General features: G+C 66.4%; 16 protein-coding genes. 14 read left to right on the forward strand and 2 right to left on the reverse strand.

The window, feature by feature from the left end:
• Nucleotides 1-10 precede the first annotated feature (10 nt).
• From C4S73_RS22270 to C4S73_RS22280, 3 genes are read left to right on the forward strand one after another with little or no spacing between them, the layout of a single operon-like run.
• Nucleotides 11-733, forward strand: coding sequence for a cytochrome c oxidase subunit 3 (locus C4S73_RS22270; protein WP_103874788.1), 723 nt, complete (start codon nt 11-13; stop codon nt 731-733).
• Nucleotides 734-761: 28 nt separating this feature from the next.
• Nucleotides 762-1,484, forward strand: a complete 723-nt coding sequence (locus C4S73_RS22275) for a heme-copper oxidase subunit III family protein (protein ID WP_103874870.1) — start codon at nt 762-764, stop codon at nt 1,482-1,484.
• Nucleotides 1,485-1,495: 11 nt separating this feature from the next.
• Nucleotides 1,496-1,831 (forward strand): cytochrome C oxidase subunit IV family protein, encoded by a 336-nt coding sequence (locus C4S73_RS22280; RefSeq protein ID WP_103874789.1) that lies wholly within the window; start codon nt 1,496-1,498, stop codon nt 1,829-1,831.
• Nucleotides 1,832-2,017: 186 nt separating this feature from the next.
• Here the strand turns inward: C4S73_RS22280 and C4S73_RS22285 are convergent, their stop codons facing one another.
• Nucleotides 2,018-2,710, reverse strand: coding sequence for a GntR family transcriptional regulator (locus tag C4S73_RS22285; protein ID WP_103874790.1), 693 nt, complete (start codon nt 2,708-2,710; stop codon nt 2,018-2,020).
• A gap of 191 nt (nt 2,711-2,901) precedes the next feature.
• On the opposite strand from C4S73_RS22285, the gene C4S73_RS22290 reads away from it, so the two are divergent.
• From C4S73_RS22290 to C4S73_RS22340, 11 genes are all read left to right on the forward strand, one after another.
• Entirely contained in the window at nt 2,902-4,449 is a 1,548-nt protein-coding gene (locus C4S73_RS22290) for an ABC transporter substrate-binding protein (protein WP_103874791.1), read from the forward strand.
• Nucleotides 4,446-5,402 carry an ABC transporter permease gene (locus C4S73_RS22295; RefSeq protein ID WP_103874792.1) on the forward strand — a complete coding sequence of 319 codons (957 nt, stop codon included), beginning with the start codon at nt 4,446-4,448 and terminating at the stop codon, nt 5,400-5,402. Before C4S73_RS22290 ends, C4S73_RS22295 begins: the two co-directional genes overlap by 4 nt.
• Complete coding sequence (locus C4S73_RS22300; RefSeq protein ID WP_103874793.1) at nt 5,399-6,202, forward strand: ABC transporter permease; 804 nt, start codon at nt 5,399-5,401, stop codon at nt 6,200-6,202. Before C4S73_RS22295 ends, C4S73_RS22300 begins: the two co-directional genes overlap by 4 nt.
• Nucleotides 6,203-6,252: 50 nt before the next feature.
• Nucleotides 6,253-7,077, forward strand: coding sequence for a creatininase family protein (locus C4S73_RS22305; protein WP_244595729.1), 825 nt, complete (start codon nt 6,253-6,255; stop codon nt 7,075-7,077).
• Between the two features lie 129 nt (nt 7,078-7,206).
• The gene (locus C4S73_RS22310; RefSeq protein ID WP_103874794.1) at nt 7,207-8,265 is read left to right on the forward strand and encodes an ABC transporter substrate-binding protein; all 1,059 of its coding nucleotides are present in this window, start codon (nt 7,207-7,209) and stop codon (nt 8,263-8,265) included.
• Nucleotides 8,266-8,273: 8 nt separating this feature from the next.
• A complete protein-coding gene (locus tag C4S73_RS22315; protein ID WP_103874872.1) occupies nt 8,274-9,329 on the forward strand; it encodes an ABC transporter ATP-binding protein in 1,056 nt (351 codons plus the stop codon).
• Complete coding sequence (locus C4S73_RS22320) at nt 9,326-10,168, forward strand: ABC transporter permease (protein ID WP_103874795.1); 843 nt, start codon at nt 9,326-9,328, stop codon at nt 10,166-10,168. Before C4S73_RS22315 ends, C4S73_RS22320 begins: the two co-directional genes overlap by 4 nt.
• A complete protein-coding gene (locus C4S73_RS22325; protein WP_103874796.1) occupies nt 10,165-10,953 on the forward strand; it encodes an ABC transporter permease in 789 nt (262 codons plus the stop codon). Before C4S73_RS22320 ends, C4S73_RS22325 begins: the two co-directional genes overlap by 4 nt.
• A 9-nt stretch (nt 10,954-10,962) precedes the next feature.
• Complete coding sequence (locus C4S73_RS22330) at nt 10,963-11,643, forward strand: RraA family protein (protein WP_103874797.1); 681 nt, start codon at nt 10,963-10,965, stop codon at nt 11,641-11,643.
• Between the two features lie 181 nt (nt 11,644-11,824).
• On the forward strand, nt 11,825-13,504 hold the full coding sequence (ggt, locus tag C4S73_RS22335) for a gamma-glutamyltransferase (protein WP_103874798.1): 1,680 nt from the start codon (nt 11,825-11,827) through the stop codon (nt 13,502-13,504).
• Nucleotides 13,505-13,548: 44 nt separating this feature from the next.
• Complete coding sequence (locus C4S73_RS22340) at nt 13,549-14,514, forward strand: 2-hydroxyacid dehydrogenase (RefSeq protein WP_103874799.1); 966 nt, start codon at nt 13,549-13,551, stop codon at nt 14,512-14,514.
• Nucleotides 14,515-14,550: 36 nt separating this feature from the next.
• Here C4S73_RS22340 and C4S73_RS22345 read toward each other — a convergent pair whose 3' ends face one another.
• Nucleotides 14,551-15,255: an SDR family oxidoreductase gene (locus tag C4S73_RS22345; protein WP_103874873.1), complete on the reverse strand. Its 705-nt coding sequence runs from the start codon at nt 15,253-15,255 to the stop codon at nt 14,551-14,553.
• Nucleotides 15,256-15,318 lie beyond the last annotated feature (63 nt).

Genomic DNA, 15,318 nt, shown 5'->3' on the forward strand with positions numbered 1-15,318 from the left:
AGGGGCAGTCATGATCGTGATCGTCGTCTTCATGGTGGTTCTGGCGGCCTTCGCGGGCTGGTGGCTGTCGCGCCAGGGATTGATGGCCAAGCCCTGGCTGGAAACCGGCGTGGCCGGCGAGGCGACTGGCGCGCCCCCCTCCCCCCGCCCGATCGAGAAAATCGGCCTCGGCGCCTTCCTCGCTGTAGCCGGCTCGCTGTTTGCGCTCCTCGTCAGTGCCTATTCCATGCGCATGGGCCTGCCGGACTGGCGTTCGCTGCCGATGCCGACCGTGTTGTGGTTCAGCACCGGCCTGCTGATCCTCAGCAGCATCGCGTTGCAGGCAACCGTGATCGCCGCCCGGCGTGACGAACTCGACGGCATCAGATCCGGCCTCCTTGCGGCAGGCGTGACCTCGCTCGCCTTCCTCGCCGGCCAGTTGCTGGCATGGCGGGAGCTTGCCGCCGCCGGCTATTTCAGCGCGGGCAATCCAGCCGCCGCCTTCTTCTACCTGGTCACCGCGATCCACGGCCTGCACATGCTGGGCGGGCTCGCGGTGCTCTACCGGACTGCGACCAGGGCGTTCGACCTGTCGGCGGCTAGTGCGCCGCAGGCGCTGGGCCGCTTGCGGCTGAGCGTGGAGCTCTGCGCAACCTACTGGCATTTCCTGCTCTTCGTCTGGCTCGTCCTGTTCAGCCTGCTGATGCGCTGGACCGACGATCTCATCGAAATCTGCCGGGGGCTGCTGAGCTAGCGAGGTAAGGACGATGAACGACACGGCCATGAAGGAAGCCCTGCCCGCCACGGCCCATACCGAGACCGCCCCCTCCACCGGCTGGCACGGCATCGTCGCGGACTGGTCGTCGGATCAGCGGGCGTTCAAGAACGTCTCCTGGGGGAAGGCCATGATGTGGGTCTTCCTGCTCAGCGACACCTTCGTCTTCGCCTGTTTCCTGCTGTCCTACATGACGGTCCGGATGTCGACGGTCGTGCCCTGGCCCAATCCGAGCGAGGTCTTCGCCCTCACCATCGCCGGCCATCACCTGCCGCTGATCCTGATCGCGATCATGACCTTCGTCCTGATCAGCAGCAGCGGCACGATGGCGATGGCCGTCAATTTCGGCTATCGCCGCGACCGCCGGAAAACGGCGGCCCTGATGCTGGCGACAGCTCTGCTCGGCGCAAGCTTCGTCGGCATGCAGGCCTTCGAGTGGTCGAAGCTGATCGCCGAGGGCGTCCGGCCCTGGGAGAACCCGTGGGGCGCGGCCCAGTTCGGTTCGAGCTTCTTCATGATCACCGGCTTCCACGGCACGCATGTCACGATCGGCGTGATCTTTCTGGTCATCATCGCCCGCAAGGTCTGGCGCGGCGATTACGACCATGCCCGGCGCGGCTTCTTCACGAGCCGGAAGGGACATTACGAGGCTGTCGAGATCATGGGCCTGTACTGGCACTTCGTCGATCTCGTCTGGGTGTTCATCTTCGCGCTGTTCTATCTCTGGTAGGGGAGGCCGACATGGCGGGACCGACAGGCCATACCGAGACGCAGCAGCATCCGATCCGCCTCTATCTCGTGGCATGGGGGTGGCTGTTCGTCCTCAGCGCCTGCTCCTATCTGGTCGATTACTTCGGCTTGGTCGGCTATCTCAGATGGTCGCTGATCCTGATGTTCATGGCGCTCAAGGCCGGGCTGATCGTCGCGATCTTCATGCACATGGCCTGGGAGCGGCTGGCATTTAGCTATGCGATCCTGCTGCCGCCGCTGCTGCTGCTGATCTTCCTCGGCATCATGGTGTCGGAGTCGAACTACACGCTCTTCACCCGGCTGGCCTTCTTCGGGGCCGGCCCATGACGAGGCGAACGGTTCCGGGACATCATACCAACGGCTTTTGAGGCTGCCCTCTCGTCATTGCGAGCGCAGCGAAGCAATCCAGGGGTCGTCGAGCACTGCCTCTCTGGATTGCTTCGCTGCGCTCGCAATGACGTAACAGCGAAGTACCGATCGACATCAAGGCCGCTGGTGTCAGTGCCCGCTTTATCAGGCGGCGTCGTCATCTCCGGCAGCGAAGGCATAGCCCGGCAGGCGCGAGACCACGCCGACCACGGGCCGGAGATGCTGTTCCAGCACCGCGCGCGCCTTGATCTCGTTATGCTCGTTCAAGGCCGCGAGAAGCGCGTGATGCTCGATCCTGATCCGGTCGATCCGGTTGGGATCGGCGCTCAGCGCCGTCATCGCGACGCGCTGCTGCCGGGAGCCGAGCGACTGGTAGAGTTCGGACAAAACGTCGTTGCCGAGCGCAGCGATCATCGTGAAGTGGAAGCGTCGGTTGAGTTCGACGCGCTCGAAATGATCACCGCCGGCGACATTCTCGATCTCGTCGAGGATCACCGCCATTTCCACGGGAACGGCGATCTTCTGCTGGCAGATCCGGGCGACGGCATAGCCCTCGATCATCCGCCTGGTCTCGTAGAGATCGGCCAGCTCCTGCGCCGTCACCTGCCGGACCAGAGCGCCGCGGCGCGGGAGCAGATCGATGAAGCGTTCGGCCTCCAGCCGATGGAAGGCCTCGCGGACCGGCGTGCGCGACACGCCCATCACCGAGGAAATCTGCTCCTCCTCGATGAACGAGCCGCCGACGAAACGGCCGCGCAGAATCTGCTCGCGCACATGCAGGTAGACCCGCTCTCGGGCAGGCTTTGCGGCAGGTTCCTGCGCCTCGCGCCGTTTCATCGCTCGAACCCGCCTTCAGTTCTCAATCCCGATCTATAGCGAGCAAGCGCGTAGACAGCAAAACATCCGCCACGTATACACGACGCATAGCACGCATGCATTTAATGGGTGGCAACCGAGGCGAAATGGCGCTCTTCTTGCTCGCCATTGGGACGCCGCGATCCAGCCGGCCAGAAGGGGAGGATCAGCCGATGACGATCTCACGCCGCACCATTACACGCCGCGCCATTCTTGGAGCCGGTCTCGCCGCGCCGCTACTGGGTTCGCCCCTCCTGTCGCGGCCCGCACTGGCGCAACGCGCCAGCGGCATCCTGCGCTACGGCCTGTCGGCCTTCCCGCCCAATCTGCAGCCCTGGGTCTCGACCGGCGCCTCCGCCGGCACCGTGAAGCTCCTGACGCATCGCAGCCTCGTCTCCTATGACAGCAAAGGCGAATTGCGGGGCGAACTGGCGGAATCCTGGGCCATCGACACGGATGGCGCCTGGGTCTTCAAGCTGCGCCCGGGCTGCGTCTTCCACAATGGCGATCCGGTCACGGCCGAGGACGTGAAATGGTCGATCGAGCAGATCGCCGGCGAGAAGTCGACCGCCTATATGCGGACCCAGTTCCAGGGCATCGAACGGATCGAAATTCCCGATCCCCGCACGATCCGCCTGATCACCAAGGAGCCGCAGGCGACGCTGCCGACCTGGTTCGGCAATTACAACACCTTCGTGATCTCCCGGAAATCGACAGCCAACGAGCCGATCGGCGCCGGTCCTTTCCGCGTTGTGGGCCAGGAGCGCGGCACCTCGATCGAGCTTGCCGCCTTCGACAAGTTCTACAAGCCCGGCTTCCCCAAGCTCAAGGGCATCAAATTCGTCGTCTATGCCGACGAGAACCTCCGCAACGCCGCGCTCCAGTCCGGCGATGTCGACATGATCGAATATGTGCCGTGGCAGTCGATGGCCTCCGTCGAGGCCGATCCGCGCCTCAAGCTCGACTCCGTCGAGGGGCCGTTCATGGACGTGCTGTTCAACGGCACCAAGCCGCCCTTCAACGATCCGCGCGTGCGCCGGGCCGTGGCGCATGCGATCAAGCGCGACGACATCGTCAAGGCAGCCTTCTTCGGCCGCGGCAAGCCGCTCGAGGGCCTGCCCATCGTCGAGGGCACGCCGTGGTGGGACAAGGATCTGGCGCATGGCTGGAACTACGATCCCGCCCGCGCCAAGGCGCTGCTGACCGAGGCCGGCTTCGGCAACGGCTTCCAGACCACGCTGCTCTCGACGGCGCAGTTCGGCATGCACAAGGACACGGCGGAAGTGGTGCAGCAGCATCTCGCCGCCGTCGGCATCCAGTGCGAGCTGCAGCTGCCGGATTGGTCGACCCGCGTCAGCCGCGGTTCGCGCGGCCAGTACGACATGGCGATCCACGGCGTCTCCGCCGACAATAACGATCCGGACGGGCTGACCGTGGTGCTCGACACCTCGCTGTCGCCGACCCATGGCCGCTCTTTCAAGGTCGAGGCGCCGCGCACGATCGCCGCGCTTGCGAAAGGCCGTGCCGAATTCGACCAGACCAAGCGCGTCGAGATCTACAAGGACATGCAGCGCGCTGCGCTGGAGGAGGTCCCGCTCGTCGGGCTCGCCTGGCGCTCGCAGGGCTACGGCATGGACAAGGGCGTCAAAGGCTTCACCAATCTGCCGGGCGCGCTGACGACATCCTCGGGCGGCATGCTCGAAGAGACCTTCTTCGGATGAGCCTAGTCTGGCTCGCACACCGCCTCGCGATCGCCCTGGTCCTGGCCTGGCTGGTCGCGACGATTGTCTTTCTCGCATTGCACATGGTGCCGGGCGACCCGGCCGAGCTGCTGCTCTCGACCGGCGGGATTTCTCCGGACCCGGCCTCGGTTGCGGAACTGCGCGAGAAGCTCGGGCTGGAGCGGCCGATCCTGGTGCAATACGGCTCGTTTCTGGCCGGGCTGCTGCGGGCCGATCTCGGCAATTCGCTGGTCGACGACTATCCGGTGCTGAGCGAGATCGCGCTCAGGCTGCCGCGCACGCTGGAACTGATTTTTGCCGGGACGCTGCTGGCGATCGCGGTCGGCGTGCCCGCGGGCATCTATGCCGCGCTGCATCGCGGCGGGCGCTTCGACCGGATCGCGTCCGGCATCACGGCCCTGCTGCTGGCCGTGCCGGTCTTCGTGGTCGGTACATTGCTCGTGCTGCTGTTCGCGCAGACGCTGCGGCTGATGCCGGCCGGCGGGTTCGTCGCGCTGACGGAGAACCCCACCTTGCATCTGAAGCTTCTGACCCTGCCGGCCATCGCGATCGGCAAGGGGCTGGCGGCGGTGCTGTTCCGGATGACACGGGCCTCGATGCTCGACGCGCTGGCAAACGATTATGTCCGCACTGCCCGTGCCAAGGGCCTGGGCCCGGCCCGCGTGCTCATCGTCCATGTGCTCCGCAACGCGCTGAACCCGGTCGTCACCGTGCTCGGGCTGCATATGGGCACGCTTTTGGGCGGCACCGTGCTGGTCGAATACGTCTTCAACTGGCCGGGACTGTCGACGCCGCTGCTGCGCTCCGTCGAGGCGCGCGACTATCCGATGGTCGTCGGAATCGTGCTGACGATCTCGGTGCTGTTCCTGCTGATCAATCTGATCGTCGAACTCATCCATGCGGCGCTCGATCCGCGGGTCACGGCGCGATGAAGCGGCTCCTGTTCCCCGGCGCGCTCGTCGCGCTGATCATCCTTTGCGCCATCGCCGCGCCGCTGTTCGGCCTGCCCGACCCAATCCGGCAGGACATCGCGCAGCGCCTCGCCGGGCCGACCGCAAGCTCCTGGCTCGGGCGCGACGAATTCGGCCGCGACGTGCTCTCGCGCCTGATCTGGGGCGCACGCACGAGCCTGGGCGTCGCCTTCGCTTCGGCCCTGACGGCCGGAATCGTGGGCGTCCTGCTCGGGCTGATCGGCGGCTGGTCGCGCGGCACTGCCGCCTTTCTCTCGGTGCGCAGCATGGACATCATCCTGTGCTTCCCGCCGGTGCTGCTGGCCCTGCTGGTCGTGACCCTGCTCGGGCCGGGTGCAGCGACATTGATCCTCGTCCTCTCCGTGCTCTATCTGCCGGGCTTCGCCCGCGTCACCTATTCCGAAGTCCTCTCCGTGCGCGGGCGCGACTATGTCGAGGCGACCCGCGCGCTCGGCGCACCCACCTGGTACATCCTGCTGCGCACCGTGCTGCCCAACATCGCCGGGCCGGTGCTGGTGCAATTGTCGCTGGCGGTCGCGGCAGCCGTGGTGCTCGAAAGCGGATTGTCCTTCCTCGGGCTCGGCGTCGTGCCCCCCGCCCCATCCTGGGGACTGATGATCCGTGGCGCACGCACGACCATGGAACAGGCGCCGCTGCTGCTGGTCTGGCCCTGCGCCGCGTTGACCCTGACCATCCTTGCGATGAACCTGCTCTGCGACGCGCTGCGCGACGCCGTCGATCCACGCACGGCGGGGCGATGACGTAAGCCCCCCGCCCTTTCCTCCACCCAACCGACCCAGGAACCCGACCGATGGCTACAAAGACCGACCCGCTCGTCCATATGGGAACGATCACCGGTGGCGAAGCGCGCAAGATCCTCGCCGACAATCCCGTCATCCTGCTGCCGATGGGCAGCCATGAGGATCAGGGTCCGCATGCCCCGATGGGCGATTATCTGCTGGCCGAGAAGATCGCCGAGCTGACCGCGATCCGCGCCTCGAAGGCCGGCGTGCGCACGCTCGTCGCGCCCGTGCTGCCCTTCGGCGGTGCCGACTGGTTCGGCTCCATGACGGGCGGCATCGCGATCTCGCAGGGAACGCTGACCGCCGTCATCTCCGAGATGGTCGACTCGCTGCATCGCAACGGCCTGACCCGCATCATCGTCATCAACGGCCATGGCGGCAATGTCGGGCCGATCGCCGAAGTCGCGCGCGAACTCTATCTGCGCGAGCAGATCGTGCTGCCGAGCCTCTATCTCTGGCGCATCGGCTACGGGCTGCTGCCGGGCATCGTCGGCGCCGAGAAGGCCGCCGCCGTCGCCGGCCACGGCTCCGATCCGCTGACCAGCATCGGGCTGCACCTGTTCCCGGAATTGATCCGCAAGGACCTGATCCCGGACGGCAAGCCGCTGAAGCGCGACCCGCTGCTCGGCCTGCCCTTCACCGGGCTCGGCACGGCGAGCTTCGAGGGCGCGGAAGTGGCGATGCCCAACGAATATGACGAGGTCTATAATTTGGGCGTCGCCAAGGGCGATCCGAGGCTCTGTTCGGCCGAGACCGGCGCCGCACTGACCGAGAAGCTGACCGATATCTGCGCCCGCTTCGTCGCGCATTTCGCCAGCAAGGTCGCGGCCTGAGCGATCCTATCCAAAGATGGCCGGCTTGTCCCGACGCGCCGGCCAGACGACGCCGATCATAATATCCGCCTCGCGGCGATCACCACATGCACGGCTGTCCAGCAGCAGCGTCCAGCAGGAGATGTTCCCATGCCCACACGGCGTCTCGTCATCCAGGCCGGCCTCGCGACGATCGCAGCTCCGGCGATCGTCCGGGCGCAAGGGCTCAGCGGCCAGATCACCTTGATGTCCTATGCCGGCATCTTCCAGGACAACTATGTGAAGACGGTCATCGAGCCGTTCCAGCAGGCCAATCCGGGCGTGAAGGTGAACTATGTGCCGGGCGGCTCCTCGGCCCAGATGGTCGGCTCCGTGCGGGCTCAGAAGGCCGATCCGCAGGTCGACATCGCCATCATGGATGTGACGACGTCGAGCATCGGCAATACCGAGGGGCTGTTCGACAAGCTGACGCCGGCCGAGGTTCCAGTGCTTGCGGAGCTGCTGCCGGAGGCCCGCGCGGCGGGCGGCGAGTTCGGCCCCGCCGTCACCTTCGACCATCTCGTGCTGGTCTACGACACCCAGAACCTCACGCCCCCGATCACGAAGCTCGCCGATCTCTGGCGGCCCGACCTGAAAGGGCAGCTCGCCGTTTCCGCCCCACCCAATATCCAGGGCCTGGCGCTCACCGCCATGGTCGAGAAGATGGAGGGCGGCGACTACCGCAAATCGATCGACGCCGCGATCAAGAAGCTGCGCGCGCTCGCGCCCTCCGTGCAGACCTTCGACCCCAATCCGGACGGCTATTCGCTGATCTTGAATGGCGTGGTGAAGGTCGCGACCGGCTGGAACGCGCGCTCGCAGCTCTTTGCCGACCAGACCGGCGGCAAGATCGGCACGCTGCTGCCGCCGGAAGGCTCGGTCTTCCAGATCAATACGATCAACCTCACCGCCGGCTCGAAGAACCGCGCTGCCGCCATCGCCTTCATCAACCACGCGCTGTCGCAGGGTGCGCAGAAGGCCTTCACCGAGCGGATGTTCTATGCACCGACCAACGGCAAGGCCGTAATCGAGCCCAAGGCGATCGCGCGGACCGCCGCAGCGCCCGAGAGCCGCGCCCGCATGATCGGGGTCGACTGGAACGAGGTCATCAAATTGCGCGACCAGTGGAACAACCGCTGGCGGCGCGAGGTGATTTCGGCGGCGCGCTGAGCAGAACCATGAGCTATCTCGAACTATCGGGCCTGCAGAAACGCTATCGCGATTCCGTCGCGGTGGACGACGTCTCGCTCTCCGTCGAGCAGGGTGAGGCGGTTGCGCTGCTCGGCCCTTCCGGCTGCGGCAAGACGACGACGCTGCGCATGCTGGCTGGCCTCGTCGATCCAGATCGCGGCGCGATCCGCCTCGACGGGGCAGAGATCACGCGGCTGCCGGCGCATAAGCGCAATATGGGCTATGTCTTCCAGTCCTATGCGCTGTTCCCGCATCTCAGCGTCGCCCGCAATGTCGGCTTCGGCCTCGAGGAGCGCGGCGTCGGCAAGCCTGAGATCGCGCGGCAGGTCGAGGAGGCGCTGGCGCTGGTACGGCTGGCCGGCCTCGACCAGCGCCGCCCGCGCGAACTCTCCGGCGGGCAGCAGCAGCGCGTTGCGCTGGCGCGTTCGCTGGTGATCCGGCCCTCGGTTCTCCTGCTCGACGAATCCCTGTCCAATCTCGACGCCAAGCTGCGCGATACGATGCGCCACGAAATCCGCTCCATCCAGCGCTCGTTGGGCATCACCACCCTGTTCGTCACCCACGATCAGGTCGAGGCGCTGACCATGTGCGATCGCATCGCGGTGATGGATCGCGGCAGGATCGCGCAGATCGGCTCGGCCGAGGACATCTATGAGCGCCCTGCGACCCGCTTCGTCGCCTCCTTCGTCGGCCGCTCCAATGTGCTGCCGGCAACGCGCGATGCGGAAGGCCGCGCAGTTTTGTGGGGCGAAACCCTGCCGGTCGCGGTTCCCGCCAGCGGCGAATTCGACCTCTTCGTGCGGCCGCAGAGGATGCGGATCCTGCCGGTCTCGGAGCCGGTCTCGCCTGGCATGGCGCGCGTGCACGGGCGCGTCCTGCGCAGCGTCTTCGTCGGCGATCATGTCGAGGTCCTGATCGAGGGCGTGGGCGGCCAGCTCACCGTCGAGATGCAGTCGGGCTCCGCTGCGCCAGCCGAGGGCACCGAGGTCGCCGTGGCCTGGCCGCTCAGCGACACCCTGCCCTTCGCCCGCGAGGCGGCATGACCGGCTCGACGCGTCTCAATCTGCTCGTCCTGCCGGCGGTCTTGTTCCTGCTGGCGGTCTATGTCTGGCCGACGCTGGGCCTGTTCCGGAACGCCTTTAACGAGGTCGGCCCGACCGGCGCGATGGTCGAGGCCTGGTCGCTGAAGACCGGGGCGGAGGTGTTCGCCGACGGCTTCACCTTCGAGCTGACGCTGAATTCGCTCTGGCTCTCGCTGACATCGACGCTGATCGCACTTGTGCTGTCCTATCCGGTATCGCTGTTCCTGTTCCGCACCAATTCCCGCTTTCGCGGGCTGCTCGCGGTCATCGCGATCATGCCGATGCTGATCTCGGGCGTCGTGCGGGTCTTCGGCTGGCTCGCGATCCTCGGCGATCGCGGGCTCGTCAACACGCTCGCGCAATCGCTCGGGCTGATCTCGACGCCGATGCGGCTCGTCTTCAACTGGACCGGCGTCACCATCGGCCTCGCCGAAAGCATCATGCCCTATATGATCCTGGCGCTGCTCGCAGGCTTCGGCCAGCTCGACCGGACGCTGGAGGAGGCCTCGCGCAGCCTCGGCGCGACGCCGTTCAGGACCTTCCTGCGGGTGACGCTGCCGCTCAGCCTGCCGGCGCTCGCTCTGGCGGCGGGGCTCGGCTTCGTGCTGTCGATGTCGGCCTATATCACGCCAAAACTGCTCGGCGGCGGGCGCGTCTTCGTGCTGGCGACGGAGATATTCGAACAGGCGACGACGAACACCAACTGGCCGGTCGCGGCCATGCTGGCGATCTATACGCTCGGCCTCCTGCTCCTGCTGCTGGCCATCTCCAACATCGCGGCGCGGAGGCTGCAGCGATGAACGGGGCAGGACGCGTGCTGTCGGGCCTTGCGGCCATCGTCTATGCGCTGATCCTGGCGCCGATCGTCGTCGTGGTGGCGCTGGCCTTCTCGGCCGACAGCTTCATCCTGTTCCCGCCATCCGGCTATTCGCTGCGCTGGTTCCGCCAGCTGGCCGGCCATGCGCCGCTGCTCAACGCCCTCTGGCTCAGCGTGCAGATCGCCAGCGTCGTCACGCTCCTGTCGCTGGCCGTCGGCGTGCCGGCGGCGCTCGCGCTCGCCAAGGGTCGCTTCGCCTGGCGCGATGCATTGACGAACTTCTTCCTCGCGCCGCTGCTGCTGCCGACGCTGATCGCGGGTCTCGCCCTGCTGCTGTTCTTCACGCCGCTGCGACTGACCGCGACGCTGCCCGGCCTCGTGCTCGGGCACATGACCGTCACCGTGCCCTTCGTCATCCGGATGATGACCACGGCGTTCCAGACGCTGCCCGATGACATCGAAGCCGCCGCCGCCACGCTCGGTGCCAAGCCCTGGCGCGTCGTCTGGCGGGTGACCCTGCCGCTGGTGACGCCGGGACTGATCGCCTGCGCCTGCCTCTCCTTCCTTTTGTCCTTCGACGAAACGGTGATCTCGCTGTTCCTGTCGGGACCGCGCGCAGCGACGCTGCCTGTCGAAATGGTGCGCTATGTCGAGGGGCGCACGGACCCGCTGATCGCCGCCCTGTCCGTCTTGCTGATCGTGGCGACGCTGATCGTCGTTGTCGTCGTGGAACGTCTTGTCGGCGTCGCGCGCGCCGTTGGAAAATAGGAGAACACCATGCCCGACTACCGTATCGAGGCGATGCCGCCGCAGCTCTCTCCCGCTCTGGTCGAGAAGCTCCAGCGCGTCGAGACCGCGACCGTCGGCCATTCCCAGCATTGGGGCTTCATGGACCGGCGCATCCAGCCGCTCTTGCGCGGCAAGCGCATTGCGGCGGCAGCCGTGACGCTCGCCATTCCCGGGCAGGATTCGACCCTGCTGCATCATACGCTGGGCCTCCTGCGACCCGGCGACATCCTCGTCATCGACCGGCTCGGCGATGACAAGCATGCCTGCTGGGGTGGCGGCGTGACCGTCGCGGCCAAGGCCGCAGGCGCGATCGGCGGCATCGTCGACGGCCCCTGCACCGATCTCACCGAGATCGAGGACAGCGATTTCCCGATGTGGTGCCGGGGCATGTCGCCCATCACCACGCGGCTCTACAATCTCGGCGGCACGCTGAACCTGCCGATCTCCTGCGGCAATGTCCCGGTCAAGGCTGGCGACGTCATCCTGGCCGATGAATCCGGCGTGCTCGTGCTACCACGCGACGAGGCCGAAGCCATCGCCGACGCGGCGATCGCCCGGCAGGAGCGCGGCGAACGCAATCAAGACCGCGTCCGGGCCGGCGAGAAGCTCGGCGATCTCTCGGGCGCGACGAAGATGGTGCTCGACGCCATCGCTGCGGCGAAGGGGTGAGCAGGATGAAGCGCACCTCCGTCATTCCGGGGCATGCCGGAGGCATGAGCCTGGAACCCAGAACCGATGTGAGGCAACCAGCGAAGCGAAACGGTGACGACGTATCCACAAACGGCATCGGCTCTGGGTTCCGGGCCCGCCGCTGCGCGACGTCCCGGAATGACAGGGTGAGCCCTCGACCATGAATGCGATCGCTCCCACCCCGCGCATCGCTCCCTTCACCTGCGAGAAGCGGCCCGCCACAGGTTCGCGCGGGATGGTCGTGACCAACCATCCCCTCGCCTCGGCAGCGGGATCGCAGATGCTGCTGGCTGGCGGTAATGCCATCGACGCGGCCATCGCCTCACTTTTCGCGCTGACCGTGGTTGAGCCGATGATGGTGGGCATCCTCGGCGGCGGCGTCGCCCATATCCGCATGGCCGATGGCCGCCATGTCGTGCTCGACGGGCTCTCGACCGCGCCGGGCAAGGCGACGGCCGGAATGTTTGATTGCATCTCGGACGAGATCGGCCGGGCCCGCGAAGTCCGCGACCGGCTGAACACCATCGGCCCCAGGGCGGTGGCGGTGCCCGGCGCGCTGGCGGGCTGGTGCGAGGCTCTGGCGCGCTTCGGCACGCTTTCGCTGGAAGACGTCCTGCAGCCGGCGATCACGCTGGCCGAACGCGGCTTCGTCATCAGCCCCTATCTCTCGAACTGCATTGGCGACCATGTTGCCGATCTCTCGCGCGATCCTGGGCTGGCGGCGCTGTTCCTGTCGGGCGGGAAGCAGCTGCCCGCCGGGGCGCGGCTGGTTCAGAGCGACTATGCGGCGAGCCTGCGCCTGATCGCCAGGCACGGTCCCGCCGCGCTCTATGACGGGCCGCTGGGCAAGGCGCTGGCCGAGTTCATGGCCGGCAATGGCGGTTTGATCGATCAGGCCGATCTCTCGGGCTACAGGGTCGCGACGCGCGAGCCCGTGCGGGGCAGCTATCGCGGCTACGAGATCGTCGGCCCGCCGCCGCCCTCGTCATCTGGCGTGCACATCGCGCAGATGCTCAACATCCTCGAAGGCTACGACATTGGCGCGCTCGGTTTCGGCTCGGCGGATGCCGTGCATCTGCTGGCCGAGGCGCTGAAGATCGCCTTTGCCGACCGGGCCGTCGCGACCGCCGACCCGGCTTTCGTGCCCGTGCCCGTGGCGAAGCTGATCGACAAGGCCTATGCCGACAAGCGCCGTGCGCTGATCGACATGAACAGGGCGAAAGCCTGGAGCGCAGGCATTTCGGGCGGGGAATCCAACGACACCACCCATGTCACGGTCGCCGACAATGACGGCAACGTCATCACGACGACGCAGACGATCAACGGCCTGTTCGGCGCCTGCACGCAGATCCCCGGCACGGGCATGCTGACCAACAATTACATGTATAATTTCGACCCGCATCCCGGCCGCGCCCTGTCGATCGCGCCCGGCAAGCGCGTCTTCACCTCGATGGCGCCGATGATGGCGTTGCGCGACGGCAAGCTCGCCTTCGCCCTCGGTCTGCCCGGTGCTCTGCGCATCTTTCCCTCGGCGCTGCAGGCGATCGTCAACCTGATCGACCACGGCATGAGCCTGCAGGAGGCCGTCGAGGCTCCCCGCATCTGGACCGAAGGCGGCGTGCTCGAACTGGAAGCCGCGATCCCCGACAGCGTCGCGACCGAACTTGCCGCGCGCGGCCATGAAGTCGTCCGCTCACCGCGCATCGCTGGAGGCATGAATGCCATCGCCTTCAACGCCGACGGCACGCTGACTGGGGCCGCCTGCTGGCGCGCCGACGGCACGCCGGTCGCGATCTCCGGCGGGCTGGCGCGCGCCGGCGTGAGCTTCTCGACCAATTGACCTGACCCGACCGAAACTGACCCTTCAAGGCACTGGACCTGACCATGACTGAGACCATCGTCGTTCTCGACCTGATGACCCCGGAGCGGGCCGACAAGCTGCGCGCGCTGCTGCCGCCGGGCTTCATACTGACCCATGGCACGGCGCGTGGCGACGAGCATATGAAGCAGATCATCGCCAAGGCTGATTACGCCATCGCCGGGCAGGTCGGCGTCTCCCGCGAGGTCTTGCAGGCCGCCAGCAAGCTCAAGCTGCTGCATAAATGGGGCGTCGGCGTCGACAATCTTGATGTCGACGCGGCCCGCGAATTCGGCATCAAGGTCGCGCGCACTACCGGCAGCAACGCCGTGCCGGTCGCCGAATTCACGCTTGGCCTGATGCTGTCCGCGTTGCGCTATATCTCCTTCGGCCATGCCGAACTCAAGAAGGGCGACTGGCGTGGCGGCAGGCTGCCGGGCGAGACCTTTCAGCTCTCGGGCAAGACGGTCGGCATCGTCGGCTTCGGGGCAATCGGCAAGAATGTTGCCAAGCTGCTGCAGGGCTTCGGCTGCAAGATTCTCTACTCCAAGCGCCAGCCGCTCGACGCTACTGAGGAAGCCGCGCTCGGCGTCAAGCATGCCTCGCTGCAAGAACTCCTGGCGCAGTCGGACATCGTCTCGCTGCACTGCCCGCTGACGGTCGAAACCGCCGATATGATCGACAAGGCCGCCTTCGCCGCGATGAAGAAAACGGCAGTGCTGATCAATGTCGCGCGCGGCGGCGTCGTCGTCGAATCCGACCTCGTCGAAGCCCTGCGCGCCGGCGAGATCGCGGGCGCGGCGATGGACGTGTTCTCGGTCGAGCCGCTGCCGGCCGACAGCGAGTTGCTGACGCTCGACAACCTCGTCGTGACCCCGCATCTGGCCGCCATCGCCGCCGATAATTTCGCACCGACCGTGAAGCGGATGTTCGACAACATCGCCTTCGTCTCGCGCGGAGAGCCGGTCCCGGCCCTCGACCTCGTCGCCTGATCAGGAGGGAAGTTATGCCTGCTCGGTCTTCAATGCTCAGACCGCCCGCGTGATGCCGCCGTCGACGCGGATGTTCTGGCCGGTGATGTAGCCGCCACGCTCTGACGCCAGCAGGGCGATCAAATCCGTGACCTCGTCGACCGTGCCGTAACGGCCCATTGGAATCCGCTGCCGGAACTCCTGCTTTTCGGGCAGGCTGTCGATGAAGCCCGGCAGGACATTGTTCATCCGGATGTTCTCGGCCGCGTAACGATCGGAAAACAGCTTGGTGAAGGCGGCAAGCCCGGCCCTGAAGACGCCCGAGGTCGGGAAGACCGGGTCCGGCTCGAAAGCCGCGAAGGTCGAGATGTTGACGATCGAGCCTGAGCGCTGCTGCTGCATGATCGGCGTGACCAGCCGCGTGGGTCGGACGACGTTGAGGAAATACACCTCCATGCCGCGATGCCAGTCATCATCCGACAATTCCAGCACGGGCGCACGCGGACCATGCCCGGCGCTGTTGACCAAAGCGTCGATGCGTCCCCAGCGCTCCATGGTCTGGTCCACCAGGCGCTTCAGATCATCGTTCGACTGGTTCGATCCGGTGACGCCGATACCGCCGAGCTCCTTGGCCAGGGCCTCGCCCTTGCCGGAGGAGGAGAGGATAGCGACCTTGAAGCCTTCGCTCGCCAGTTTCCTGGCGGCGCCTGCTCCCATGCCGCTGCCACCAGCCGTTACGATCGCGACCTTGACTGTCATTATCTGCCCATCCGCTTTTGTGTTGCGGTTGAACACATAGAGTTCCGCGAGGTCCGTCCAATCATT

Origin of the sequence: Allobosea lathyri, assembly GCF_900108245.1 — a bacterium.
Lineage (GTDB): Bacteria > Pseudomonadota > Alphaproteobacteria > Rhizobiales > Beijerinckiaceae > Allobosea > Allobosea lathyri.